Here is a 24,544-nt window from a genome sequence, read left to right as displayed (position 1 = left end):
CGCACAGGTTGAGAGGAGGTCGTTATGCGAAGGACGTCACTTGCGATGGCCGATAGGTTCCGCGATATCGTCGCTCGCGTCGGCGCCGTGTTTCGCGAGCAGCGCAAGATCGACGCGCAACGCGCATTGCAACGCTATCACCACTTGCTGTCCCAGCCCGGCGAAGCATTGCCTTTGAACGATATCATTCCGGTCAGCAAGCAAGAGGATGTTTCAGGAAATGCCCACGGATTTGATGCGCGCGAGCGCGCCGCCAGCGAGCCCGCCTACGAGCGCGCGTAATTTCAACATCGTCGCGATCGCGCTGACCGGGGCGCTCGTCACTCTTCAACTGGTCGGGCTGGCGGTTCTGGAACGATCCCACGCCCATGCGATGCAAATGTCGTTTCCGCGCGAGGCGGCCGCCTGCACCGAGCGCCCGGATGCTGTCGTTCCGCAGATCCCCTATGATTGACGGGAGGACGGTCCGTGCCTGACGTCACGACTCTGATTCTGCTTAGCGTTGCCGTCTTCGCCGGCGCCTTCGTATCAGGACTCTCGGGTTTCGCGTTTTCGGCCGTCGCGGGCGCGATCCTGCTGCGGGTGTTTCAGCCGCTCGAAGCCGTGCCGCTGATGATGGCGTGCAGCATCGGCGTGCAGGCGACCAATCTGTGGGCGCTCCGGCGCAGCATCCGCTGGGAAGGCAGTCTGCTGCTGATCGTCGGCGGATTGATCGGTGTGCCCATCGCGGTGTCGCTGTTGCAGAGCGCGGATACGCATCTGCTCAGGCGCGGCTTCGGTATCATCGTCGCGCTCTATGCGGCCTATATGCTGCTGCGGCCGACGCTGGTGACGGCAGGCGAGGCGGTCGGCCGGCACTGGGTGGCGCTGATCGGATTCGGAGGAGGGCTCGTCGGCGGGCTCACCGCGATGCCGGGCGCGATCCCGACGATCTGGTGCGACATGCGCGGCATGCCCAAGAGCGAGCAGCGCGGCCTGGTGCAGCCCTTCATCGCGGCAATGCAGCTGTTTGCCATCGCGCTGCTGGTCGGGCATCAGGACCTGTCGTCAAAGGTCTTCGTCGACCTTGCCGTCAGCCTGCCGGCGTTGTTCGCCGGCTCGGCGCTCGGCGTGATCGCCTTCCACCGGGTCAACGAGACGGTCTTTCGCAAGACCGTGCTCGTTCTGTTGCTCGTGTCGGGGATATCCCTGATCTAGTGTCCTTGGACTTCGTGAAGTCCCTGGACCGGCGCCGCGCTGATGTCGCTGCCGTGATGCACCAGCGGCTTGTTACCGGTCACGGTCCGCAGCAGCACATAGAACACCGGCGTCAGGAACAGGCCGAAAACGGTGACGCCGATCATGCCGGAGAACACGGCAACGCCCATGGCTCGCCGCATCTCCGAGCCCGCGCCGGTCGACAGCACCAGCGGCAGCACGCCCATGATGAAGGCCATCGACGTCATCAGGATCGGGCGAAGCCTTAAGCGGCTCGCCTCGATCGCGGCGCGGATCGGCGTGCGCCCGGCGAATTCGAGCTCACGCGCGAACTCGACGATCAGGATCGCGTTCTTGGCCGAGAGTCCCACGAGAACGATCAGGCCGATCTGGGTGAAGACGTTGTTGTCGCCCTTGGAGATCCAGACGCCGAACATGGCGGCGAGCAGGCCCATCGGCACGATCATGATGATCGAAAGCGGCAGGGTCAGGCTCTCGTAGAGCGCGGCCAGCACCAGAAACACCAGCAGGATCGCCAGCGGAAACACCCAGAGACCGGAATTGCCCGCGATGAACTCCTGATAGGTCAGGTCGGTCCACTCGAAGGCAAAGCCGGGTGGCAACGTCTCCGCCGCGATCCGGGTTGCCGCCTCCTGCGCCTGGCCCGACGAGAAGCCGGGCGCGGCGGCGGCGTTGATGTCGGACGACAGAAAACCGTTGTAGCGGATCGCGCGCTCCGGTCCCGCGCTCTGGCGGATATTGAGCAGCGCCGACAATGGCACCATGTCGCCCGAGGACGAACGCACCTTCAACTGCCTGATGTCGTCGGCGCGTGCACGGAACGGCGCGTCGGCCTGGACATAGACCGAATAGGTGCGGCCGAACTTGTTGAAGTCGTTGACGTAGTAGGATCCGAGATAGATCTGGAGCGTGTTGAAGACTTCTGTGACGGGCACGCCAAGCTGCAGCGCCTTGGTGCGGTCGATGTCGGCGAAAAGCTGGGGCACGTTGACCTGGAAGCTCGAGAACACGCCCGCGATCTCCGGCGCCTTCTGCATCGCCGCCATGAACGCTTTCGTCGCTTCGTTCAGCGCCTCATAGCCGAGGCCGGCACGGTCCTCGATCTGGAGCTTGAAGCCGCCGATGGTGCCTAGGCCGTTGACCGGCGGCGGCGGGAACATGGCGATGAAGGCCTCCTGGATGCCCGCGTATTTCTTGTTCAGGTCGGTCGCGATGGCATTCCCGCTCAGGGCCGGGCCCTTGCGCTCGTCGAATGGCTTCAGCGTCGAGAACACGATGCCGGCATTGGACGAGTTGGTGAATCCGGAGATCGACAGGCCGGGGAAGGCCACGGAGCTCTCGACGCCAGGCTGGGTCAGCGCGACGTCGCTCATCTTGCGGATGACCTCTTCGGTGCGGTCGAGCGTTGCGCCATCGGGCAGGCGCGCAAAGCCGACCAGATATTGCTTGTCCTGGCCCGGCACGAAGCCGCTCGGCACCTGCTGGAACAAGAGGGCGGTGAGGCCGACCAGGACCACGTAGAGCCCCATCACCGCGGCCTTGCCCGAGATCACCTTGGTGACGGTGCCGCTGTAATTGTCCGAGGAGCGCGTGAAGGCCTTGTTGAAGCCGCGGAAGAACCAGCCAAGGCTCTTTTCCATGATAAGCGTCAGCCGGTCCTTCGGCTCGTTGTGGCCCTTGAGCAGCAGCGCCGACAGCGCCGGCGACAGTGTCAGCGAGTTGACCGCCGAGATCACGGTCGAGATCGCGATTGTCAGTGCGAACTGCTTGTAGAACTGCCCGGTGAGGCCGGAGATGAACGCCAGCGGCACGAACACCGCGATCAGCACCATGGCGATGGCGATGATCGGGCCCGACACCTCGCGCATCGCCTGATAGGTGGCGTCGCGCGGCGACAGCCCGGCTTCGATGTTGCGCTCGACATTCTCGACCACGACGATGGCGTCGTCGACGACGATGCCGATCGCGAGCACGAGACCGAACAGGCTAAGCGCGTTGATGGAGAAGCCGAACACGTGCATCACCGCGAACGTGCCGACGATCGACACCGGCACGGCCAGCAGCGGGATAATCGAGGCCCGCCAGGTCTGGAGGAACAGGATCACCACCAGCACCACCAGCGCGATCGCTTCGAGCAGCGTGTGGATGACGGCCTCGATCGAGGAGCGTACGAACTGGGTGGGGTCGTAGACGATCTGGTAGGACACGCCTTCCGGCATGTTCTTCTTGATCTCGGCCATGGTGGCGCGGACGTTGTCGGAAATCTGCAGCGCATTGGAGCCCGGCGCCTGGAAGATCGGAATCGCGACCGCCTGCTTGTTGTCGAGCAGCGAGCGCAGGCCATATTGCGAGGCTCCGAGCTCGATCCGCGCGACGTCGCGCAGCCGAACGACCTCGCCGCGCGTGCCGGTCTTGACCACGATGTCGCCGAACTGCTCTTCGCTGGACAGCCGGCCTTCCGCATTGACGGACAGTTGCAGGTCGATGCCCTGCACGTTCGGGGAGGAGCCGACGACTCCGGCGGCGGCCTCGACGTTCTGCGCCTGGATCGATTTGACGATGTCGCTCGCAGTCAGGCCGTGCTCGGCCGCCTTCTGCGGATCGACCCAGACCCGCATCGAATAGTCGCCGGCGCCGTAGAGCTGGACGTCGCCGACGCCGTCGATCCGCGCCAGCCGGTCCTTGACGTTGAGCACCGCGTAGTTGCGCAAGTACGTCATGTCGTAGCGGCCGTTTGGTGACAACAGATGCACGACCATGGTGAGGTCGGGCGAGGACTTCTTGGTGACGATGCCGAGCTGGCGCACCACGGCCGGGAGGCGCGGCTCGGCCTGCTGCACGCGGTTCTGCACCAGCTGTGTCGCCTTGTCGGGGTCGGTGCCGAGCCGGAACGTCACCGTCAGCGTCATCGCGCCGTCGGTGGTCGCCTGGCTCGACATGTAGAGCATGTTCTCGACGCCGTTGATCTGCTCCTCGATCGGGGTCGCGACCGTCTCCGCGATCACCTTGGGATTGGCGCCGGGATAGGTGGCGCGCACCAGGACCGATGGCGGCACCACGTCCGGATATTCCGAGATCGGCATTGCGAACAGCGAGATCAGGCCGGCAAGGAAAATCAGGACCGACAGCACGCCGGCAAAAATCGGACGATCGATGAAGAACTTTGAGAGATTCATGGCTTTGCCCTGGGCAATATCCTGCGTGTCTCCGCCAACTCATCCCGTCATTCCGGGGCGCGCACTCAGCGCGCGAACCCGGAATTCGGAGGTGAGATGGATCGGAGTTTCCAAACTGCTGGATTCCGGGTTCGCGCTACGCGCGCCGCGGGATGACGGAAAACATTAGCGTTGCACCACGTCTTGGTTGCTGTGGTTCGATGCCTGTTGCGGTCCACGCGCGCCCATCGCTGCGACCTCCGTCTTGAGGAGGGCGCCGGGACGCACGCGCTGCAGGCCGTTGACGACGATACGATCGCCGGACTTCAGGCCCGAGGTGACGATGCGAAGCCCGTCGACGGCGCTGCCGAGCGTGATCGGACGGTAGACCGCGCGGCTGTCGGCGCCGACCGCCATCACGAACTTCTTGTCCTGATCGGTGCCGATCGCGCGCTCATCGATCATGACCAGCGTCTGCTGCTTCGGCTGGCCCATGCGCACGCGGGCGAACTGGCCGGGGATCAGACGCCCGTCCTCGTTCCGGAACACCGCGCGCACCCGGATGGTGCCGCTCTGGCCGTTGACCTGGTTGTCGATGAGCTGGATGTGGCCTTTCGCCGAGAGGCCGCCGGAGGTCGCCATCTCCACGGGGATCTGGTCGAGCTTGCCGCGTCCGCCCTTGGCGTCCGCGATCGAGTTCAGCGCACGCAGCACGACCTCTTCGTCCGCATCGAACGACGCATAGATCGGATTGACCGAGACCAGCGAGGTCAGCACCGGGGAGGCGGTGCCGGCAGCGACGAGATTGCCGACGGTGATCTCGATCTTGCCGACGCGGCCGTCCACGGGCGCGCGCACCTCGGTGTAGTCGAGATTGAGCTTTGCGGTCTGGAGCGTTGCCTCGGCCGCCTTCACGCTGGCGATCGCTTCGCGGTTGGCGTTCTCGCGCTGGTCGAAATCGCGGCGTGTCACGACGGCGTTGCCGACCAGCTGCGCGCCGCGTTCGACCTCGCTGGTGGTGAACACCACGCGCGCCTTTGCGGCCTCGAGTTGGGCGTTGGCCTTGTCGACCTCGGCGGCGTAAGGCGCCGGATCGATCTTGAACAGCACGTCGCCAGCCTTAACCAGCGCGCCTTCGGTGAAGTTGGTGGAAAGGATCGCACCGGCAACGCGCGGGCGAAGCTCGACACGGTTGATGGCTTCCAACCGGCCGGAGAAGTCGTCCCACAGCGCCGTCTGCCGCGGCTCGATCATGGCGACGGTGACGGGCACCGCCTGTTCAGCCGCGGCGGCGGTTGCGGTTGCCTGGGCGGAACGAAGATAGTGGCCGGTCGCGATCGTACCGGCTACGGCGAGGGCGCCCACGATGGCGACGCCGCCAAGAAGGCGGCCAAGGCGGCCGGCGCGGGAGGTATTTTGGGAGGGGGGCATTTGCGCGCTCCAGATATGTAGTGTTCACTACAGATGTGGAGCTGGATGTCGCGGTGCAAGATACTTATGTACCATTCACTAAGAAAAATGTACGTCAATACCGCGACGATTGGAAGACACAAGAAAAAGAAAGCCAGAACAAATAGATAGGACCGGCGTTAAGCTGACACAGGCCGCCGATTCCGAGGAGACAGGCACATGCGCATGGGACGCCCCCGCGAATTCAACGCCGAAACGGCGTTGGACCAGGCGATGGAAGTGTTTTGGCGCCATGGCTATGAGGGCGCCACGATCGCGCAGCTGACCGAGGCCATGGGCATCAATCCGCCGAGCCTCTACGCCTGTTTCGGCAACAAGGAAGGTCTGCTGAAGGCTGCGCTCGACCGCTACACCAAGCTGCGCGGCGTCTGGATGGACGAGGTGGTGGCCGCATCCACCGCCCGCGACGTCGCCGAACGGATGCTGATGGGCATCGCCGAGAAGCAGACCGATCCCGCCAATCCGCCCGGCTGCCTGCTCGTGCAGGGCGGCATCGCCTGCGGCACTGGCTCCGAAAACGTCCCCTTCGAGCTCGCCGCCCGCCGCGCCCAGAACGAGGACCAGCTCCGCGACCGCTTTGTCCGTGCCAAGGCCGATGGCGATCTCAAGGAGAGCGCCGATCCCGCCGCGCTCGCGCGCTACGTCTCGGCCGTCGCGGTCGGCATGGGCGTGATGGCATCCTCGGGCGCAGATCGCGAAGCGCTGCGGCAGGTGGCGAGCGTCGCCGTGCAGGCGGTCGAGGCGCAGTCGGCCGACCGAACGTGATGGCCGTAAGCGCCGCCCGCGTCATCCCGCAGCTTATGCAGACAGCGCCGGCGGCGGCACGAAGCCGCCGAACTCGCGTTCGATCAGGTCGGCCAGCGCGATCGTCGTACGATCCTCCAGATAGGGCCCGATGATCTGGACGCCGACCGGCAGGCCCGACGACGTACGCTCGATCGGAACGGCGGTCGCAGGTAACCCGCAGGTGGACGCGGGGTCGGCCCAGATGAAGCACGCATCGGAGTAATTATAGAGCTTGCCATCGATGTCGAGCTGCCGTGCGTCGAACGGTTCGGAATGGTCATGCGGAAAGGCCGGCACGGCGGCGGCCGGGTAGATCACGGCGTCGAACTCACGGAATAGCTGCTGCCACCGTCGTTGCAGCTGCAAGCGCGCCGCATCGGTCGCAAGCCATTCGCGATGGATCATGCCCCAGCCGCGGGCGCGCTCGGCCTGCAGGCTGCGGTCGTCGGGGGAGAGTGCGGCGGCAGCTTCTTGCGCCTCGGCGAGGGCGGCCGGTGTCAGGCGCGGGCTTCGCGCGGCGTTGAGCAGCTTCATGTAGAGCCGCGCAGACTCGGCGAGATCGGGCAGCAGCGTGCTCGAGCGCGCCACCTGTGCGCCCGATCTGCCGAACCGCTCGGCCAATCGTCCAATGGCTGAACGCACGGCCTCGCCCGTCGGCATCAACGGGTGCGTGTCGACCACGAGGATCCTGAAATCCCCAAGATGATCATGGCGCGGGGCGGGCAGCGCAAGCCGATAGCCGATCCCGTCGCGCGTCTCGTCCGGGCCGGCGATCACGTCGAGCGCCAGTGCAAGGTCCGAAGCTGTACGCGCCATTGGCCCAACGACCGCGAGGTCGCCCTGGCTGGGGACGGGCGGTGCCGGCGGCAGGCCGTATCCGCGGAGCGGGACCAGGCCGAGGCTCGGCTTGTGGCCGAACACGCCGCAGAAATGCGAGGGGACCCGGATCGAGCCGCCGATATCCGACCCGATCGAGAGTGGACCGAAGCCTGCGGCCAGCGCCGCGCCGCATCCGCCGGAGGAGCCGCCGGGCGACCGGCCGAGGTCCCACGGGTTGTTAGTCGTCCCGTAGATCTCGTTGTAGCTCTGGAAATCCCTGAGGCCGATCGGAATGTTGGTCTTGCCGATGACGATGGCGCCGGCCGCCTTCAACCGCGAGACGACGAGGGCATCCTCTGCCGGCTGGAAATCCCTGAAATGCGGAAAGCCCCAATTCGTCGGCAGGCCCGCGACGTTGAAGGGCTCTTTCAAGGTCACGGGGATGCCGAGCAATGGCCGTTGCTCGCCGCCGCCAAGCGCGGCATCGGCGGCGCGCGCCGCCGCTCTCGCGCGGTCGAAATCGCGCACGATGACCGCGTTGATCCGCCCGTCCAGTTCCTCGATGCGCGCGATGGTGTGCTCGAGCAATTCCGACGCAGATATCTTGCGGGCGTGCAGGGCGCTCGCCAGTGCTCTGATCGAGCCGTAGTTCAAGTCAGCAGCATCTGCGGTCATCACGAACTCCAATGTATCTCATCGCGGTGTCGACGCTACCCCGCTGCAGATCGCTCGGGGCACCGAACATGCGATTTTGAAAGGGGGATGAGGAGGCGGCGCAACGGACATCAGATCTGCTTGCCGGGGGCACCGATGCGGAGGCTGGGCTTCGAAGCAGCTATGCCTTCCGACCCGTTAACGGACCGGCGCGCTGGCGGGATTCGCAATCGGCCATCAGGCGAGTCAGCGCCTTCTTTGCCCGACGTGTCAAACGTCCGCGGCGGCAGGCCTTGGCGGCGTGCGGCGCGAAATTCTTCAATGATTTGTACTTTGCATGGGGTTGTTTTCGCGTTTTTTGTTTGGGCGTCCCCCGGGCCAGGGCATCAGCCGTCAAAGGCCGTATCGATACGGGCGCTCCTAAGAATTCTTACACACAGTTCTGGCACGCTCCCGCGCGTCAAGTTCCGCAACCTGCATCGTCGCGTCTCATTGCGCGCACGAAAAGATGGGGCCCGCGGAAATCAAAGGGGCGTTGCTCATGACCGCATTTGCTTCGGACGCCGGTTGCGCGAAGCGGGGGATCGTGCCGATCCTGCTGTGCGTCGTGCCGTTCAGCCAGATCCCGCTCGATGCCTATACGCCCGGCCTGCCGCAGATGGTGGTGGATCTGGCCGCCGATCCCGCGGCGATGCAGAACACCGTCACCGCCTACATGCTCGGCATGAGTCTGGCGCTGGTGCCGGTCGGCATCGCCTCCGACACGCTGGGCCGCCGCAACGTCCTCCTCGCGGGCCTTTCGGTGCTGATCGCGATGAGCATCGCCTGCGCGCTCGCCACCAGCGCCTCGCTGCTGCTCGGCTTGCGTTTCCTGCAAGGGATCGGCGGCTGCACCTGCCTCGTCGTCGCCTATGCGGTTGCGGCCGATTGCTATCGCGGCCGTGAGCTCACGGCGATCTCCGGCCTGCTGGGCGCTGCCTGGGGACTCGCGCCGGTGCTTGCGCCCGCGGCCGGCGGCTTCATCGTCGAGCTGACGTCATGGCGTGGTGTCTTCGTCATCATTGCGATCGCCGCGGCCATCGTCGCTGCGATCGTCGTGTTTCTTCTGCCCGAGACATTGCCGGCCGAGCGGCGCGCGCCGTTCGATCCGCGCCGCACCGCCGGCATCTTGCGCGAGGCGGTGGTCCGCCCGGGCTTCCTGGCTTTCGTGCTGGTGTTCGCTGCGGCCGCGAGCGCGCAGCTGGCATTCGGCGTCGTCGCACCGTTCTTCTACCAGACCGGCCTCGGTTACTCGGCGGCGATCTACGGCCTCGTCGCGCTCGGCCTCGGCGGGGTCAACCTCGCCGGCGAGCTCGGCTGCGCGCATTTTGCGCGCGTCATGCCGGCCCGCATGCTGGGCTTCGGCGCCTTCGCGCTGTTTCTCGCAGGCTCCGCGGTGCTGACCGTGACAGGCATGGTCGTCGGTCTCGATTTCGCGTCGATCACGATCGGCGGCGCGCTGGTGCTCGGCGGCTGCGGCGTGCTGTGTCCGATGATGTACGGCATGGCGCTCGGCCTGTTCGAACGCGACCACGGCCTGATCGGCGGCCTCATCAGCGCGCTCTGCTATCTCGCCGTGAGCGGCGCCATGGCGATCGCGGCGGTGTTGCCTGAAGCAACGCAGGCGCCGATCGGATGGCTCTATCTCGGCCTCTGCGCCATCGCGGGCACGCTGCTCGCGATCTCCTTGCCGTCAGTGCGCCAGCCAAACAGTCTTAAGGAAGGGACCCAATCATGACCACGGTCGGTATTCGCGGCACGTTCTTCGACTTCGTCGACGATCCCTGGAAGCATGTCGGCGACGAGCAGGCCGCCGCGCGCTTTCATCAGGACGGCCTCATGATCGTCACGGACGGCGTCATCAAGGCGTTCGGTCCTTACGAGACGATCGCCGCCCGCCATCCGGGCGTTGAGATCACCCGTATCAAGGACCGCATCATCGTCCCCGGCTTCATCGACGGCCACATCCATCTGCCGCAGACCCGCGTGCTCGGGGCCTATGGCGAGCAGCTGTTGCCGTGGCTGCAGAAATGGGTCTATCCGGAAGAGCTCAAATACCGGGATCGCAACTACGCGCGCGAGGGCGTCAAGCGTTTCCTCGACGCGCTGCTGGCCTCCGGCACCACCACCTGCCAGGCCTTCACGAGCTCATCGCCTGTTTCAACCGAGGAACTGTTCGAGGAAGCGGCCCGCCGCAACATGCGCGTCATCGCGGGCCTCACCGGCATCGATCGCAACGCGCCGGCGGACTTCATCGATACCCCGGAGAATTTCTATCGCGACAGCAAGCGGCTGATCGCAGAGTATCACAACAAGGGCCGTAACCTCTACGCCATCACGCCGCGCTTCGCCTTCGGCGCCTCACCGGAATTGCTCAAGGCGTGCCAGCGCCTCAAGCACGAGCACCCGGATTGCTGGGTCAACACCCACATCTCCGAGAACCCGGCTGAATGCAGTGGCGTGCTGGTCGAGCACCCGGACTGCCAGGACTATCTTGGCGTCTACGAGAAGTTCGACCTGGTCGGGCCGAAGTTCTCAGGCGGTCACGGCGTCTATCTCTCGAACAACGAATTCCGGCGCATGTCGAAGAAGGGCGCGGCAGTGGTGTTCTGCCCGTGCTCCAACCTGTTCCTCGGCAGTGGCCTGTTCCGCCTCGGCCGCGCCACCGATCCGGAGCATCGCGTGAAGATGTCGTTCGGCACCGATGTCGGCGGCGGCAACCGCTTCTCGATGATCTCCGTGCTCGACGACGCCTACAAGGTCGGCATGTGCAACAACACGCTGCTCGACGGCAGCATCGATCCCACGCGGAAGGACCTCGCGGAGGCCGAGCGCAACAAGCTCTCGCCCTATCGCGGCTTCTGGTCGATCACGCTCGGCGGCGCCGAGGGCCTCTACATCGACGACAAGCTCGGCAATTTCGAGCCCGGCAAGGAAGCTGATTTCGTCGCGCTTGATCCGAACGGCGGGCAGATCGCCCAAGCGTGGCACCAATCGCTGATCGCCGAGGGCGCCGGCCCGCGCACGATGGACGAGGCCGCGAGCATGCTGTTCGCGGTGATGATGGTCGGCGACGATCGCTGCGTCGACGAGACCTGGGTGATGGGCAAGCGGCTCTACAAGAAGAGCTGAAGCGGACCGCGACGATGAGCACGTCTCCGGATACAGCCGGCAAGCCGGTCGCCCTCGTCATCCAGCGCCGCATCGCTGACGAGGGCTTTGCCGCGTTCGCGCGATGGAACGGCGAGGTGGGCGAGGCGCTCAAGGCCTGGCCCGGTTTCCTGGGGCAGGAGGTGGTGCCGCCGCAGCCGCCGGCGCATGTCGACTGGGTGACGATTTTGCGTTTCGCCAGCCCGGCCGCGGCGCGCGCCTGGCTCCAGAGCGAGGTGCGGGCGCGGCTGATTGGGGAGGTGCAGCGCTTCTTCGTCGGTTCGGAGGATGTTCATATCCTGCCCGACACCGGCGTTCAGCGTGACAGCGCGGTGTCGGCCGTCATCTCCTTCAAGGTGCCGGATGGACTCGAGGACGCGTTTCTGAAATGGCAGCAGCGCATCCAGGCTGCCGAGGCCGAGTTCAAGGGGTTCTTGCGCCACAAGATCGAGCGGCCGATTCCGGGCTTGCGCGACGAATGGATCGTCATCCTGTCGTTCGACAGCGATGCCAACCTCAATGCATGGCTGGGCTCGCCCGTCCGGCAGACCCTGCTGAAGGAGGGCGAGCGCTTCAACGCCGGCATGAACGTGAAGCGCGCGAGCTACGGCTTCAATTTCTGGTTCCCGGCCGGCAAGACCGGGGCTCCTGAGCAGGGCCCGGCCCTGATCTGGAAGAGCAACCTCATCGTCCTCCTGGTGCTCTATCCCGTGGTCTATCTCTGGGGCACTTTCGTCAGCCGGCCGCTGATCGACAGTCATGGCGTGCCGATCTGGCTGTCGCTGTTCGTCGGCAATCTCGTCAGCACCCAGTTGCTCGGCTGGTGGCTCGTGCCCGCCGCCTTCAAGGCACTCGACTGGTGGGTCACGCCGAAGGCCGCGATCAGTCGCCAGATCGCGGGCTACGCACTTCTTGCCGCGCTCTACGCCGCGTCGATGGGGCTGTACGCGCTGTTGCTCGCGTGGCATTGGGGACGGTGAGACCGTTCACCGTACCGTCGCGGAGAGGGGGCGGTCGCTGGACATCGACGACCATGTTTGCCCTGACATTCCTCGGCACCTCGGCGAGCGTTCCTTCCGCGGAGCGCAACCATCCGGCCCTGCTGATCGAGGCCGCCGGACAGCGCATGCTGGTCGATTGCGGCGAGGGCACGCAGCGCCAGTTGCTGCGCAGTGGCGCAGGTTTTCGACGGCTCGACCGCATTCTGCTGACGCATGCGCATCTCGATCATGTGCTCGGCATCCCCGGCCTGTTCTCGACGCTGCGCTTGCGGCAGAGCGCCGAGGTGATGATGGTTCATGGCGGTCCAGCGACGCTCGAGACGGTCATCCAGATGCTGGCCGGGTTGTGGGGTGCGGGCAGGGCGCCGCTTCCGGTGGAATTCGCTCCCTTGGCCGCAGGACGGTTCGTCGACGCCGGCGACTTCACCATCGACTGTTTTCCGGTCCGCCATCGCGACACCGACAGTTTTGGATTCGTCTTCCAAAGCCCCGCTCGCCGCCACCTTCAGCCAAATCTGCTGGCGGCGCTGGGCGTTCCCGACGGTCCCTTGCGCGGCGAGTTGGCCGCAGGCCGGGCGGTCGTGATCGACGGCGATCGAACGATCGATCCGGAAGATGTCCTGGGACCGCCGAGCGGCGGCAGGAAACTTGTCGTGATCGGCGACACCGAAACCACCGAGGGGCTGGCGCAACACGTCGTTGATGCCGACATGTTGGTGATCGAGGCAACGTTCCTCGATCGTGACGCCTCGACCGCGCGGGATTACGGCCATCTCACCGCGGCAGAAGCGGCGTCGTTTGCGGCAGCGAGCAATGTGAAGCAGCTCGTGCTGACCCATATGTCGGGACGCTATGAGGACGAAGAGATTCTCGCCGAGGCGGCGAGGATCTTTCCGAACACCCGGATCGCCGCCGACTTCGATCACATCGTGGTCTAGCCGTCGCGACGAAACATCGCCAGTCGCGGTCTCGTCCGGCTCTACAGACCGGCGGCAACACCGAGGCGGCCGATGCCCGGCAGCTTGACGGCGGGCCGGCGGATGTCGAGGCCGAGCACGGCGCCGAAGAAGTTGATCTCGAGGCCTTCGACCCAGCCAAGGGTCAGGCCGAGATAGCCGAAGAGCGAGGCATAGAAGCCGGTGCGCGAGGCGGTCAGCCCAATCCATTCCCCGGAATAGGGATAATCCTTGCCGATCGCGGTCGGTGGCAGAACCGCGCGAAGTTCCGGCACGGCATCAAGAGCGGCTTGAACGAAGGTGTTTGAATTCGGTCCCGGCCAGGCGCTGTAGTCGCCGTAGGTTCGAAACTTGTAAGTCTCGATCACAGTCCTAATCCTGGGAATGAGGAGCTCGGCCCGTGACCCATCTACGGCGACGACGGTTTCCGGCAGGGCGCCGAACCACCTTCCATCGGGAGCGAAGCCGTTGCTCCGGATCGGTTCGCCCCACGCGGTGTAGTCGTATCGGCTGTAGCTGGTCGCATCCTTTTCCTTGACGACGATCCACGTGTGGACGGCGAAGATGCTTCGCCACCGGACCGTTCGGGCCGCATAAACCCGGATCAGGGCATCGGGATGGGAAGAAGCCGGCGGCAGCAGGCCTGCGCTGGAACGGTCAGCCGTCTGCCAATTGCCGCGGCCATCTCCAAGCCAATAGTACCGCGCGGCCGATAGGCCGATCGGCACGAACAGGAGCAGGAAGAAAACGAGCACGGCTCTTCGCAAGGGGAAATCGGGTTTCGGAAGGAAGCCTTGACGATATAGGTCGCGAAAGCGTTTTCACAATGATCTTCGAATGCAGATCGTCAGCTGTGACGTCGCACGGGACACGTCCGCGAAGAGATCGCTCAGCTCGTCAATCCCGACTTGATCGCGAGATCCTGTACCTGGCTGGTCAGCTCCATCAGCCGCGGCAGTGCCTGGTCGCGGAAGGCCGCCATGTCCATGCGCATGGCATCGACCGTGATGCTCAATCCCCCGATCACCGAGCCCTGGGCGTCGAAGATCGGCGTTGCCAGCGTGCGCAGGCCGTAGGCGTTCTCGCCGTCGGAGACGGCATGGCCTTTTCTCTTCACCAGATCGAGCCGGGCGAGCAAGGCATCGAGATCGGTCAGCGTCCGCTCCGACAGTTTGACGCGAGGGCGCGATTCCAGTCGCTCGATCTGCTCGTCCCGCGCCAGATGCGCCAGCATGACGTGACCGAGCGCGGCGCTGTAGGCGGGAATGCGCGTGCCCGGCCGGCGATCCATCTTGTGGCGGTCGAGGCCCGCGCCGACGCGCGCGAGATAGACCACGTCGCCGCCGTCGAGGATGCCGAGCGAAGCCGCATCGCCGACATCGGGCACGAGATCGCGCAGCAACGGCTCGACCATTGGGCGCAACGATCCATGCGATAGCACGGTGTAACCGAGGTCGAGGCAGGCAACACCGAGGCGGAACCGGCGGCTCTGCGGCACGGTCTGGAGATAGCCGATCTCGGTCAGGGTCTGAATCAACCGGAACGCCGTTCCGCGATCGAGATCGGCCCGTGCGGCAATCTCACTCAGGGTGAGCTCGAAGGCCTCGCTGCTGAAGCTCTTGAGCACGGCAAAGGCCTTGCCGACGGACGCCACATGATTCTTGGGGTTTTTCGGGGGCGATTCCGATTTGCGCTTTGTGGCCTTCTTTTCGACCTTGGCCATGCCCGAATGCCTTGCCATGACAGCCACCGCCCTTGACGCGGCGGCAAGCTGATTTTACGACTGGTCAAGCCAATAACAAATGTTCGCATTCCGAACAACTGATTTGACGATCGGAGGAAGTTTGTCGACACCATCGCTGCACCCTCATGGCGTGTTTTCCGCCGCGCTGACCCCGCTCGACGCCCAGCTCGCTCCCGATCATGCGCGCTTCATCGCGCATTGCCGCTATCTCCTCGATGAGGGCTGCGACGGTATCGCGCTGCTCGGCACGACGGGCGAGGCGAACTCCTTCTCCGCGGCGGAGCGCATGGCGCTGCTCGAGGCGGTGGTGGCTGCCGGCATCGCGCCGCAACGTCTTCTGCCGGGCACCGGCGTGGCCGCGCTCAGCGAGACCATCGCCCTGACGCGCCACGCACTCTCGGTCGGCGTCGACACCGTGGTGATGCTGCCGCCGTTCTATTACAAGGGTGTCACGGACGACGGCGTTTACGCGTCCTATAGCGAAATCGTGCAGCGCATTGGCGATGCCAGGCTCAAGGTCGTGCTCTATCACATCCCGCAGATGTCGGCGCAGCCGATCTCGCATGCGCTGATCGAGCGGCTGCGAACGGCTTATCCGGCAACGTTCGTGGGTATCAAGGATTCCTCCGGCGACTTCGCGAACATGACCGCGATGGTCGAGCGCTTCCCCGGCTTTTCGGTTCTGGTCGGAGCCGATCCGTTGCTGCTGCCGCTGCTGCGCAAGGGCGGCGCCGGCTGCATCACGGCGACCTCCAATCTGGTCGCGCGGGACCTTGCCTATGTCTACAAGCATTTTCGCGATAGCGACGACGACGCGGCGCTCAAGACGGCGCAGGCGCGCATCGTGAAAGCGCGCGAGCTGGTCTCGCGCTTCCCGCAGATGGCCTCGCTGAAGACATTGGTGGCAGAGCGCACTGGCCACGCCGGATGGCAGCGCCTGCGACCGCCGCTGGAGTCGTTGCCGCCCGAGCAGGTGAAAGAGCTGCTCGCGAATGCTGCGGCATTCGCAGCCGCTTTGTAGCCGGCGCGACGACGAGGCGATCCGATGTCGGACTCCTTCCAGGACGCGCTTTCCGGGCTTGCCGCGATCGTCGGCGACAAGCAAATCATCGCGTCCGGACCCGACCAGGAGCCTTATGTGGTGGACTGGCGCGGGCGTTATCACGGCCGCGCGGTTGCGGTGGTGAAGCCCGGCTCCACCGCCGAGGTCGCCGCCGTCGTCAAATTCTGTGCGGCACGGCAACTCGCGATCGTGCCGCAGGGCGGCAACACCGGCATGTGCGGGGCGGCAACGCCGGACGATCGGGCCGGCAATGTGGTGATCCGGCTCGACCGGATGCGCGCCGTGCGCGATGTCAGCCCGCTCGCGAACACGATCATAGTCGAGGCCGGCTGCATCCTCGCGGAGGTGCAGAATGCGGCGCGCGAGGTCGATCGCTACTTTCCCTTGAGCCTGGGCGCCGAAGGCTCCTGCCAGATCGGCGGCAATATCTCGACGAATGCCGGCGGCACGGCGGTGCTGCGTTACGGTCCGACGCGCGATCTCGTGCTCGGGCTGGAGGTCGTGCTGCCCGACGGGCGAATCTTCAACGGCCTGCGCGCATTGCGTAAGGACAACACGGGTTATGGGCTGAAGCAGCTCTTCATCGGGGCAGAGGGCACGCTCGGCATCATCACCGCGGCGGTGTTGAAGCTGTTCGCGCCGCCGCGCAGCTCGGCGCTGGCGCTGCTGAAATTGCAGGGCGTGGAGCAGGCGCTTGAGATCATGCAGCGCCTGCGCGGCGCGGTCGGCGACCGGCTCGGCAGCCTCGAGATCATGTCGCGCGCGCAGATCGAGGCGATCGCAGAGTCCGTGCCGCATGTCACGATCCCCTTCGAGCTGACGACGCCGTGGTATCTGATCGTCGAACTGACCGACACGCTCGCCGGCGTCGACCTTGATGAGCCGCTCGCCACGGTGCTGGCGGATGCGATGGAAGCCCACCTTGCCGAGGACGTGATCCTGGCCTCCAACCTCGCGCAGGCGAAGGCGATCTGGGCTGTCAGGCACAGCGTGTCCGAAGGCAACAAGCGTAGCGGCTATGTCGTCTCGCACGACAGTGTCGTTCCGCTGGAGCGCCAGGCCGCCTTCGTCACCAATGTCGAGGCCCGGATCAACGCCGCGGTACCGCACGCGCGGGTCGTGATGCATGGCCATATCGGCGACGGCAACATCCACGTCATCGCCCTGATCGACCGCGCGCGTTGCCAGGACCCGGCGGCGACCGCTGCGCTCGTGGCTGAAATCAACGAGATCGTTGACGACGAGACCGCAGCGCAGGGCGGTGCGATCAGTGCCGAGCACGGCATCGGCATCACCAATCGCGGCCGGCTTGCCCGTGTGGCCGATCCTCTCGACATCGAGCTGATGCGCGATATCAAGAAATTGCTCGATCCGAAGGGCTTGATGAATCCCGGCAAGATTTTTGGTGCGGGAGCGGCATAACCATGACGAGCGTCTGCCTGCTTGCCGACGATCTCACCGGTGCGCTCGACACCGCGGCGGAGTTCGTCGGCCTGTGCGGTCCGTTCGATGTCGTCTGGTCGGGCGCGCTTGCGCCGCTGGAGTCCGGGAGCCTGGCGATCGATAGCGGCACCCGCGAGCGGTCGAAGGCCGAGAGCGTCGAGATCGTGGGGCGACTGGCGCCGCAGCTTCAGGACGGGACGATCGCCTACAAGAAGGTCGATAGCCTCCTTCGAGGCGCGTGGGCGGCCGAGCTCGACGCCTGCCTGCGCAGCGGCCATTGGGCCTCTTGCGTGGTCGCGCCGGCGTTCGATTATCAGGGACGTCGCACTGTCGGTGGCCAGCAATTCGCCCGCACCGTGCATGGCGATTGGCACAGGGTCGGCGACAATTTGCTGGATCAGTTGCGGCAAGACGGCATCGAAGCACGACAGGGCACGGCCGAAACGCTCTCGCAAGGCGGCGTTCAGGTGTTCGATGCCGAGAGCGACCTCGACCTCGATCGCGTCGTCGAAATGGCGCAGCGCATGCCGGGGCCCGTGTTGTGGTGTGGCAGCGGCGGCCTCGCCGGTGCGCTTGCCCGGGGTCAAGGCTCCTCTGCGTCCTCGCAACTGAAGCGGCCGGTGCTGGGGCTGTTCGGCTCCGACCAGGCCGCCACCGCATCCCAGCTGGCGGCATGTGGTCACGCCACCATCGCGCTGGCCGAGGGGGAGGGCGGCGCGGGCGTTCGACGCAAGCTGGCCGACGAGGGCGTGGCGCTGGTCAAATTCGCCCTCGCTGACGGCTTGACGCGAGCCGAGGCGGCGCGGCGGATCGCGCACGAGATGACCCGGCTGATCACAGCACTCGAACCACCGGGCACGCTGGTTGTTGCCGGTGGAGAAACACTGAAGGCCGCATGCCTTGCCCTTGGCGCGCATGCGCTCGAGGTGACAGGACGTATCGTACCGGGATTGCCGCGCTCGACCTTGCAGGGCGGCCGCTGGGCCGGCGTCGATGTCATCTCGAAGTCCGGCGCGTTCGGTCCCAGCGAGCTGTGGCGCGACCTGCTTCGGGATAATCATTTGCTCAGCAAGGGGAGTCCGACATGACCTCTCGTCATCTTGCCATCACCATGGGCGATCCCGCCGGGATCGGGCCGGAGATCATCGTCAAGGCCTGCGTCGGGCTGAAGGACCGGATCGCGAAAGGCGATCTGCGGATCCTGATCATCGGCAACGGCGCGGCGCTCGATGGCGCGAAAGCCGCGCTCGGTGCCGGCATTGCGATTCCCGAAGTGCGCGCCGAGGATCGCGACTGGCCGAACCTCTGCTTCCTCCAGGCCGACATCGAGGGCGACCCGATCAAGCCCGGAGTGCTCAGCGCCGATGGCGGCCGCTTTGCCTACAAGGCGATCGAGCAGGGCGTGCGTCTGACGCAGGCGGGCCGGACCGCGGCGATCGTCACGGCGCCGCTCAACAAGGAAGCGCTCAACAAGGCCGGCTATCATTTCCCTGGTCATACCGAGATGCTGGCGCATCTCACCGGCGTGCGCGGCTCGGTGATGCTGCTCGCCCATGGCAACATGCGCGTCAGCCATGTCTCGACCCATGTGGCGCTGGAGGACGTGCCGAAGCGCCTGACGCCGGAGCGTCTGCGCATGGTGATCGACCTCACCAACGATGCCCTGCTGCGGCTCGGAATCGCCAAACCGAAGATCGCGATCGCGGCGCTCAATCCGCATGCCGGCGAGGGCGGCCTGTTCGGCCGGCAGGACATCGACGTCTCGGCACCGACGATTGCGAAAGCCGTTGCCGACGGCCTCGACGTCGTCGGGCCCGTGCCCGGCGATACCATCTTCGTCAAGCTGCGCGCCGGCCAGTACGATGCCGCGGTCGCGATGTATCACGACCAGGGGCACATTCCGGTCAAGCTGCTCGGCTTCCAGGTCGATCCCGCGACCGGCCGCTGGCAGGAGCTGTCCGGCGTCAACATCACGCTGGGCCTGCCGATCATCCGCACCTCCGTCGATCACGGCACCGCCTTCGACATCGCCGGCAAGGGCATCGCCAACGAGCACAGCCTGATCGAGGCCATCGACTATGCCGAGCGGCTCGCCGCTGGCGCCTCCGTATCCAAATCATGAGTTCGAACGCACGATGACCAACGCCTTCACGCCCATCGAAATCCAGCGTCCCACCGTCCTCGAGTTCGGCAACGGCACGATCGGCGCGGCAGCGCGCTACGCCGAGCGGATCGGCGCCAGGCGGCCGCTGGTGATCTCGGATCCGTTCAACGCACGCCGCGTCGACATGCTGGCGCTGCCGGGTGCGGTGAAGGTGTTCGGCGACGTCAAGCCCGAGCCGGACCTGCCTAATCTCGAGAAGGCGGTGGCGATGGCGAAGGACGTCAAGCCCGATCTCGTCGTCGGCTTCGGCGGCGGCAGCGCGATGGATCTCGCCAAGCTGGTCGCGGTGATGTGCACGAGCGACGTGCCCTTTGCCGACATCGTCGGGCCGGAGAAGGTGGCCGGCCGCAGCGTCGCGCTGATGCAGATTCCGACCACGTCGGGCACCGGCAGCGAGGCCGGCACCCGCGCGCTCGTGACCGATCCCGTCAGCCAGAACAAGCAGGCGGTGCAGAGCCGCTTCATGCTGGCCGACATCGCCATCGTCGATCCGGATCTGACGATGACCGTGCCGAAGGAGGTCACCGCGGCGACCGGGGTCGATGCGCTGGCGCATTGCGTCGAGGCCTATACCAGCCGCAAGGCGCATCCGGCGATCGACCTCTACGCGCTCGAAGGCGCGCGGCTCGTCGGCCGCTATCTCAAGCGCGCGGTGGCCGATGGCGGCGATCGCGAGGCGCGCGCGGGCCTCGCGCTGGCCTCGCTCTATGGCGGCTATTGCCTGGGACCGGTGAACACGACAGCCGGCCACGCGGTGGCGTATCCGCTCGGCACGCGGCACCACGTGGCACATGGCCTCGCCTGCGCGGTGATCTTCCCGCATACGCTGGCATTCAACATGCCGGCGGTGGAAGCGAAGACGATCGCGGTGCTCCAGGCGCTCGGCCTGCCGGAGCAGGGCGATCCAAAGCTCGCGTTCGAGGCAAGCTACAAGTTCTGCAGCGATCTCGGCATCGAGATGCGGCTGTCCCCGCTCGGCGTGCCTCGGGACGATTTCGGCGTGATGGCCGACGAGGCGCACGCCATTCGCCGCCTGCTCGACAACAATCCGCGCGACCTCGGCCGGGATGCGATCCTGAACATGTACGAGGTCGCGTTCTAACCGTCTCCGCGGCTCGCGCGCGGCAGCCAATCAACAACACGGAAAACAGAGGAAACTTCTATGAGATCGATGTGGCTTGTCCTTGCCTCAGCCTTGGTGCTGGCGGCCTCACCCGCAAAGGCGCAGGACGGCTATCCGTCCAAGCAGGTGACGGTGGTAGTTCCCTTCGCCGCCGGCGGCACCGCGGACATCTTCGCGCGCATGGTCTCCAACCATTTGCAGGCGAAGTTCGGCAAGCCCTTCGTGGTCGAGAATGTCGGCGGTGCCGGCTCGATCCTCGGCGTGACGCGGGTGGCGAAATCGGCGCCGGATGGCATCACGCTCGGCCTTGCCAGCACGTCCGCGCTTGCGATCAACCCGTCGCTCTACGGGCCGAAGCTCAGCTACCAGCCGGACAAGGATCTGGTGCCGGTCGCCCAGATCAGCGTCGTGCCCAATGTTCTCGTCGTCAATCCCAACAAGATCAAGGCGCGTACCGTGCCGGAGTTGATTGCCTATCTGAAGGCGAATCCGGACAAGGTCTCGTTCGGCTCGGCCGGCGTCGGCACCTCGCAGCACCTTGCCAGCGAGCTATTCCAGCAGATGACGGGCACCAAGATGGTGCACGTGCCCTACAAGGGCTCCAGCCAGATGCTGACGGATCTGCTGAGCGGACAGATTGATCTCGCCTTCGACAACGTCCCGCTGCTGCTGCCGCAGGTGAAGACCGGCCAGCTCGCGCTGCTCGCGACCGCAACGCCGAAGCGCGCCGCCTTCGATCCCGAAGCTCCGGCCGTGGCCGAATTCCTGCCCGGCTTCGAGGCGGTGGCCTGGCACGGTTTCATTGTGCCCGCGGGCACGCCCAAGCCGATCGTCGAAAAGCTCTCGGCCGAGATTCGCGCCTTCATGGCGCAGCCGGAGACGGTGCAGAAGATGGCCGAACTCGGTGCCACCGCTGTCGCCGTGGATTCCGAACCGTTCGCGGCCTACATCAACGCCGAGACGGCGCGCTGGAAGAAGGTGATCGAGGCCGCCAATATCAAGCTGGAGTAGGGCGGCACGCGAAGAGATGAGCCGGCCGCCGCATGCAGATGGGGCGGCCGCTTGTTCAGCGCCGGTCGTCGGTCTAAGTTCGCATCAGCCAACGGGTGCGGGGCTGATGGGGACTGTTCGTTTTCTGCTGGCGGCGATCGTCGTTGGATTTCATTGCCAATTTGGCGTCATTCACCAGACGATCGGAGGTTTGGCCGCTGTAGAAGTCTTCTACATCATCAGTGGCTTCTACATGGCCGCCGCCTATGAGCGGCACTATCCGGGACGGCCTGCTGCATTCTTCGCCAGCCGCTTCGCGAGGCTTTATCCGTTCTACCTAGCTGTCCTGGTAGCTACGTTCGCGCTACACCTGTGGAACTCGGCGAACGAGAGCGGCATCTTCAATTCCCTCCGAACGGAAGAGCGGCCCTATGTGATCAACCTGTCGCTGCTGGGTCTCGATCTCTATTCGGCCATGCACAGCACCACGTATCTCCTGGTTCCGCAGGCGTGGTCGATCAGCGCGGAGATCGTCTTCTACGCGTTGCTGCCTGCCTTGCTTCTCCTGAACAGAAAATGGCTCGCCGGGTTGGTGGTCGCCGCCTTCGCGATCAAGATGACCATTCTGCACGTCTACGAATGGAAATGGGCTTACTTCCCGTTTTACAGCCAGATCGGCTATTTCGGCACCGGCGTTGTGCTCTTCTCGTTGCGAGATCGCCTGACATGGTCGACGCGTGCGGGCTACTGGCTCGCGGCCCTCTACTGCCTCTATCTCCTCGCCGACGTCTATGCCGACGTCGACTATCACGGGGGCATCGTTCAGGGCGTGCCGCTGGTTATCGCAACCTGCATCGTTATTCCGACGCTCTTCTCAAGGATCAACGGACCGCTGTCGACCACGTTGGGCGACGCCTCCTATGGCGTCTATCTCTCGCATTTTCTCTTCATCCAGATCGCGATCAATCTGCAGGTCTTTGATCCGATCACGCTGACCAATCCGCACATTGTGAGCCATTGGCGAATTCTGTTTCAGACCTTGGGCATCCTGCTCGCATCCACGGTCGTCGCGCTCGCCTTCGAGTTCACGGTGCAGCGATGGATCGATCGGGCGCGCCGATCGCTGTTCTACAACCGCAAAGGGCCGCAGGATTCCTTCGGGAAGGCTTGAGATAGTCCGTCCTGTCGGTGCGAACGCAGCCAGAACAAGCCGAGATGTTCACAGAAGGGCTGGACCGCGAAGGTCAGCGCGGCTATATGAGCGGCCTGCGAGCCGCTGATTTGCAAAGCTGTCAGCCCGCCCTCGCAGAACTTCCGAAGAAAGCTTAGCGATTTCAAGCGCTTCGGTGGGGAATGGTGTAACGGTAGCACAACAGACTCTGACTCTGTTTGTCTTGGTTCGAATCCAGGTTCCCCAGCCAGTTCCGGGCACGCCCAAAGTCCAGATCTTCAGGTCCTTCGGTGCCAGTGAACGGTCCATGGGCCGCGCCGCTGGTCGCGACCGTTTGCCTCATCTGAAATCGCATTTCCCCGGTCGGATCGCCGTGCTCTGCATCGTCCTTGGGTCACACAACTCAAGGAGATTCCTGATGCCCTATGTCGATGGTTTCGTTCTGGCCGTGCCGAAGGACAAGATCGAGGCCTACAAGACGCTGTCGACGACCGCCTGCGCGCTCTGGATGGAGCACGGCGCGCTCGATTATGTCGAATGCGTCGCTGACGATGTCCCCTATGGCGAGCTCACCTCGTTTCCGCGCGCGGTGATGGCGAAGGAGGACGAGGTCGTGGTGTTCGCCTGGATCGTCTACCGCGACCGGGAGACCCGCGATGCCGTCAACAAGAAGGTGATGGAGGACCCGCGGCTGAAGATGGAGGGCATGCCGTTCGACGGCAAGCGCATGATCTATGGCGGGTTCACGACCTTGCTCCGGGCGAGCGACGTCGTCAGCTGACAGGCGGGGGAGAAAGGCTATCTCGGAGGCGCGCGGTCGACTTCGGCCTGCAGCAGCAGCAACAGGCAGCCGGCGAGCCGCGCCTCCATCACCGAATACACGCTGCTGATCGACGGGGCTGCTGCACGCCGTCACCATCACAATGACCAGCGGCTCGACGGCGATGCCGTCGGCAACGCGCAGATGGCGCGGCAGTAACGGGGACTTGCGTTACTTGATCTTGTCGTAGGCGGAAGCGAAATCGCCCAGCGGCATCGGAATCGCGATCGTCTCCTTGGCCATGTTCTGGAAGGAGACCTTGAGCTGCTTGCCCGACCGCAACGCGGCGAGCAGATCCGGCGCGATCGGCGCCGAGGCGTAGCAGCCGCGGTTCTCGCAGGTCTGGATCTGGAGATCGACCGTCTTGCCCTCGTCGACCTGGAGCTTGGCGCCGATGGGAAGGTTGAGGCCGAGCGGCAATTGCAGCAGCGCCACCGGCGTGCGGGTGTCGGGCGCGATGCGGATGTTGATCAGCACGATGGTCTGGCCGGTCTTGGTCAGCACCGCGTTCTGCTCCATCGCACATTCGAGCGGCGCGTCACGGCTGGCGCTGGTGCAGCGCACGATCCAGCCGGGCTGTTGCGCCGGCGCGCCGTCAGCCTGTGGCTGCGTCGGAGCCGGTGCCGGCTGCGCCGCCGGAGCGGGGGCGTTCTTCTTGGCGGCTTGTTGGGCATACGCGGCGCCCAAGGGCAACAGGACAGCTGCGGCGAGGGCGACAAGTCTGGATTGCATGAGCATGGCGAAACCGCGTTGGCGTGAACCGGGGCCTCGCTGTAGC

22 protein-coding genes and 1 tRNA gene are annotated in these 24,544 nt (G+C 65.2%); 17 read left to right on the top strand and 6 right to left on the bottom strand.

The annotated features are described in order from the left end of the window. Nucleotides 1–45: 45 nt before the first annotated feature. Genes GGD65_RS28010 through GGD65_RS28000 form a run of 3 tightly spaced genes read left to right on the top strand, consistent with a single transcriptional unit; the run spans nt 46 to nt 1,197 of the window. A complete protein-coding gene (locus tag GGD65_RS28010; RefSeq protein ID WP_246783421.1) occupies nt 46–282 on the top strand; it encodes a hypothetical protein in 237 nt (78 codons plus the stop codon). Next, a complete protein-coding gene (locus tag GGD65_RS28005; RefSeq protein ID WP_246783423.1) occupies nt 236–454 on the top strand; it encodes a hypothetical protein in 219 nt (72 codons plus the stop codon). The genes GGD65_RS28010 and GGD65_RS28005 overlap by 47 nt, the downstream gene beginning before the upstream one ends. 14 nt (nt 455–468) lie before the next feature. Continuing rightward, nucleotides 469–1,197 carry a sulfite exporter TauE/SafE family protein gene (locus GGD65_RS28000; protein ID WP_018319795.1) on the top strand — a complete coding sequence of 243 codons (729 nt, stop codon included), beginning with the start codon at nt 469–471 and terminating at the stop codon, nt 1,195–1,197. Here the strand turns inward: GGD65_RS28000 and GGD65_RS27995 are convergent. Together GGD65_RS27995 and GGD65_RS27990 are read right to left on the bottom strand one after the other, a co-directional pair. Continuing rightward, nucleotides 1,194–4,394, bottom strand: a complete 3,201-nt coding sequence (locus GGD65_RS27995) for an efflux RND transporter permease subunit (RefSeq protein ID WP_183237280.1) — start codon at nt 4,392–4,394, stop codon at nt 1,194–1,196. The genes GGD65_RS28000 and GGD65_RS27995 overlap by 4 nt on opposite strands. A gap of 165 nt (nt 4,395–4,559) precedes the next feature. Continuing rightward, entirely contained in the window at nt 4,560–5,804 is a 1,245-nt protein-coding gene (locus GGD65_RS27990; protein WP_183237279.1) for an efflux RND transporter periplasmic adaptor subunit, read from the bottom strand. Between the two features lie 198 nt (nt 5,805–6,002). Here GGD65_RS27990 and GGD65_RS27985 point away from each other — a divergent pair, with 198 nt between their 5' ends. Beyond that, nucleotides 6,003–6,608: a TetR/AcrR family transcriptional regulator gene (locus GGD65_RS27985; protein WP_028145193.1), complete on the top strand. Its 606-nt coding sequence runs from the start codon at nt 6,003–6,005 to the stop codon at nt 6,606–6,608. 33 nt (nt 6,609–6,641) lie between these two features. Here GGD65_RS27985 and GGD65_RS27980 read toward each other — a convergent pair whose 3' ends face one another. Next, nucleotides 6,642–8,123, bottom strand: a complete 1,482-nt coding sequence (locus GGD65_RS27980; protein WP_183237278.1) for an amidase — start codon at nt 8,121–8,123, stop codon at nt 6,642–6,644. Nucleotides 8,124–8,643: 520 nt separating this feature from the next. Here GGD65_RS27980 and GGD65_RS27975 point away from each other — a divergent pair. From GGD65_RS27975 to rnz, 4 genes are read left to right on the top strand one after another with little or no spacing between them, the layout of a single operon-like run. Continuing rightward, entirely contained in the window at nt 8,644–9,879 is a 1,236-nt protein-coding gene (locus GGD65_RS27975; protein WP_183237277.1) for a multidrug effflux MFS transporter, read from the top strand. After that, the gene (gene guaD, locus GGD65_RS27970) at nt 9,876–11,273 is read left to right on the top strand and encodes a guanine deaminase (RefSeq protein ID WP_183237276.1); all 1,398 of its coding nucleotides are present in this window, start codon (nt 9,876–9,878) and stop codon (nt 11,271–11,273) included. The genes GGD65_RS27975 and guaD overlap by 4 nt, the downstream gene beginning before the upstream one ends. Nucleotides 11,274–11,287: 14 nt before the next feature. Further along, nucleotides 11,288–12,271, top strand: a complete 984-nt coding sequence (locus tag GGD65_RS27965; RefSeq protein ID WP_183237275.1) for an antibiotic biosynthesis monooxygenase — start codon at nt 11,288–11,290, stop codon at nt 12,269–12,271. A gap of 53 nt (nt 12,272–12,324) precedes the next feature. Then, nucleotides 12,325–13,230, top strand: a complete 906-nt coding sequence (gene rnz / locus GGD65_RS27960) for a ribonuclease Z (RefSeq protein ID WP_183237274.1) — start codon at nt 12,325–12,327, stop codon at nt 13,228–13,230. A 41-nt stretch (nt 13,231–13,271) separates the two neighbouring features. Here rnz and GGD65_RS27955 read toward each other — a convergent pair whose 3' ends face one another. Together GGD65_RS27955 and GGD65_RS27950 are read right to left on the bottom strand one after the other, a co-directional pair. Then, entirely contained in the window at nt 13,272–14,003 is a 732-nt protein-coding gene (locus GGD65_RS27955; protein ID WP_183237273.1) for a DUF3750 domain-containing protein, read from the bottom strand. A gap of 134 nt (nt 14,004–14,137) precedes the next feature. After that, a complete protein-coding gene (locus GGD65_RS27950; protein ID WP_246783420.1) occupies nt 14,138–14,989 on the bottom strand; it encodes an IclR family transcriptional regulator in 852 nt (283 codons plus the stop codon). Between the two features lie 103 nt (nt 14,990–15,092). On the opposite strand from GGD65_RS27950, the gene GGD65_RS27945 reads away from it, so the two are divergent. The 9 genes from GGD65_RS27945 (at nt 15,093) to GGD65_RS27905 (ending at nt 23,727) form a co-directional block, all read left to right on the top strand. After that, on the top strand, nt 15,093–16,013 hold the full coding sequence (locus GGD65_RS27945) for a dihydrodipicolinate synthase family protein (RefSeq protein WP_183237272.1): 921 nt from the start codon (nt 15,093–15,095) through the stop codon (nt 16,011–16,013). A 24-nt stretch (nt 16,014–16,037) separates the two neighbouring features. Continuing rightward, on the top strand, nt 16,038–17,477 hold the full coding sequence (locus tag GGD65_RS27940) for an FAD-binding oxidoreductase (protein ID WP_183237271.1): 1,440 nt from the start codon (nt 16,038–16,040) through the stop codon (nt 17,475–17,477). 2 nt (nt 17,478–17,479) lie between these two features. Beyond that, nucleotides 17,480–18,586, top strand: coding sequence for a four-carbon acid sugar kinase family protein (locus GGD65_RS27935; protein ID WP_183237270.1), 1,107 nt, complete (start codon nt 17,480–17,482; stop codon nt 18,584–18,586). After that, nucleotides 18,583–19,620, top strand: a complete 1,038-nt coding sequence (gene pdxA, locus GGD65_RS27930; RefSeq protein WP_092252572.1) for a 4-hydroxythreonine-4-phosphate dehydrogenase PdxA — start codon at nt 18,583–18,585, stop codon at nt 19,618–19,620. The genes GGD65_RS27935 and pdxA overlap by 4 nt, the downstream gene beginning before the upstream one ends. Further along, entirely contained in the window at nt 19,577–20,764 is a 1,188-nt protein-coding gene (locus GGD65_RS27925) for an iron-containing alcohol dehydrogenase (RefSeq protein WP_183237269.1), read from the top strand. The genes pdxA and GGD65_RS27925 overlap by 44 nt, the downstream gene beginning before the upstream one ends. A 60-nt stretch (nt 20,765–20,824) precedes the next feature. After that, the gene (locus tag GGD65_RS27920) at nt 20,825–21,796 is read left to right on the top strand and encodes a tripartite tricarboxylate transporter substrate binding protein (protein WP_049814951.1); all 972 of its coding nucleotides are present in this window, start codon (nt 20,825–20,827) and stop codon (nt 21,794–21,796) included. A 16-nt stretch (nt 21,797–21,812) separates the two neighbouring features. Beyond that, nucleotides 21,813–22,946: an acyltransferase gene (locus GGD65_RS27915; protein ID WP_183237268.1), complete on the top strand. Its 1,134-nt coding sequence runs from the start codon at nt 21,813–21,815 to the stop codon at nt 22,944–22,946. 176 nt (nt 22,947–23,122) lie between these two features. After that, nucleotides 23,123–23,196, top strand: a tRNA-Gln gene (locus tag GGD65_RS27910). 168 nt (nt 23,197–23,364) lie between these two features. Beyond that, nucleotides 23,365–23,727, top strand: coding sequence for a DUF1428 domain-containing protein (locus tag GGD65_RS27905; protein WP_026202257.1), 363 nt, complete (start codon nt 23,365–23,367; stop codon nt 23,725–23,727). A gap of 210 nt (nt 23,728–23,937) precedes the next feature. On the opposite strand, the gene GGD65_RS27900 is transcribed toward GGD65_RS27905, so the two are convergent. Beyond that, a complete protein-coding gene (locus GGD65_RS27900) occupies nt 23,938–24,504 on the bottom strand; it encodes an invasion associated locus B family protein (RefSeq protein ID WP_018319814.1) in 567 nt (188 codons plus the stop codon). Between the last annotated feature and the right edge of the window lie 40 nt (nt 24,505–24,544).

The organism is Bradyrhizobium sp. CIR18, assembly GCF_014198295.1.
Lineage (GTDB): Bacteria > Pseudomonadota > Alphaproteobacteria > Rhizobiales > Xanthobacteraceae > Bradyrhizobium.
This window is presented reverse-complemented; position numbering and strand designations above follow the sequence as displayed.

Coding starts and splice junctions, on each gene's coding strand:
- GGD65_RS28010 (WP_246783421.1), top strand. CDS start 46: ATGGCCGATAGGTTCCGCGATATCGTCGCTCGCGTCGGCGCCGTGTTT.
- GGD65_RS28005 (WP_246783423.1), top strand. CDS start 236: ATGCGCGCGAGCGCGCCGCCAGCGAGCCCGCCTACGAGCGCGCGTAAT.
- GGD65_RS27995 (WP_183237280.1), bottom strand. CDS start 4,394: ATGAATCTCTCAAAGTTCTTCATCGATCGTCCGATTTTTGCCGGCGTG.
- GGD65_RS27990 (WP_183237279.1), bottom strand. CDS start 5,804: ATGCCCCCCTCCCAAAATACCTCCCGCGCCGGCCGCCTTGGCCGCCTT.
- GGD65_RS27985 (WP_028145193.1), top strand. CDS start 6,003: ATGCGCATGGGACGCCCCCGCGAATTCAACGCCGAAACGGCGTTGGAC.
- GGD65_RS27980 (WP_183237278.1), bottom strand. CDS start 8,123: ATGACCGCAGATGCTGCTGACTTGAACTACGGCTCGATCAGAGCACTG.
- GGD65_RS27975 (WP_183237277.1), top strand. CDS start 8,644: ATGACCGCATTTGCTTCGGACGCCGGTTGCGCGAAGCGGGGGATCGTG.
- guaD (WP_183237276.1), top strand. CDS start 9,876: ATGACCACGGTCGGTATTCGCGGCACGTTCTTCGACTTCGTCGACGAT.
- GGD65_RS27965 (WP_183237275.1), top strand. CDS start 11,288: ATGAGCACGTCTCCGGATACAGCCGGCAAGCCGGTCGCCCTCGTCATC.
- rnz (WP_183237274.1), top strand. CDS start 12,325: ATGTTTGCCCTGACATTCCTCGGCACCTCGGCGAGCGTTCCTTCCGCG.
- GGD65_RS27950 (WP_246783420.1), bottom strand. CDS start 14,989: ATGGCAAGGCATTCGGGCATGGCCAAGGTCGAAAAGAAGGCCACAAAG.
- GGD65_RS27940 (WP_183237271.1), top strand. CDS start 16,038: ATGTCGGACTCCTTCCAGGACGCGCTTTCCGGGCTTGCCGCGATCGTC.
- GGD65_RS27935 (WP_183237270.1), top strand. CDS start 17,480: ATGACGAGCGTCTGCCTGCTTGCCGACGATCTCACCGGTGCGCTCGAC.
- pdxA (WP_092252572.1), top strand. CDS start 18,583: ATGACCTCTCGTCATCTTGCCATCACCATGGGCGATCCCGCCGGGATC.
- GGD65_RS27925 (WP_183237269.1), top strand. CDS start 19,577: ATGCCGAGCGGCTCGCCGCTGGCGCCTCCGTATCCAAATCATGAGTTC.
- GGD65_RS27920 (WP_049814951.1), top strand. CDS start 20,825: ATGAGATCGATGTGGCTTGTCCTTGCCTCAGCCTTGGTGCTGGCGGCC.
- GGD65_RS27915 (WP_183237268.1), top strand. CDS start 21,813: ATGAGCCGGCCGCCGCATGCAGATGGGGCGGCCGCTTGTTCAGCGCCG.
- GGD65_RS27905 (WP_026202257.1), top strand. CDS start 23,365: ATGCCCTATGTCGATGGTTTCGTTCTGGCCGTGCCGAAGGACAAGATC.
- GGD65_RS27900 (WP_018319814.1), bottom strand. CDS start 24,504: ATGCTCATGCAATCCAGACTTGTCGCCCTCGCCGCAGCTGTCCTGTTG.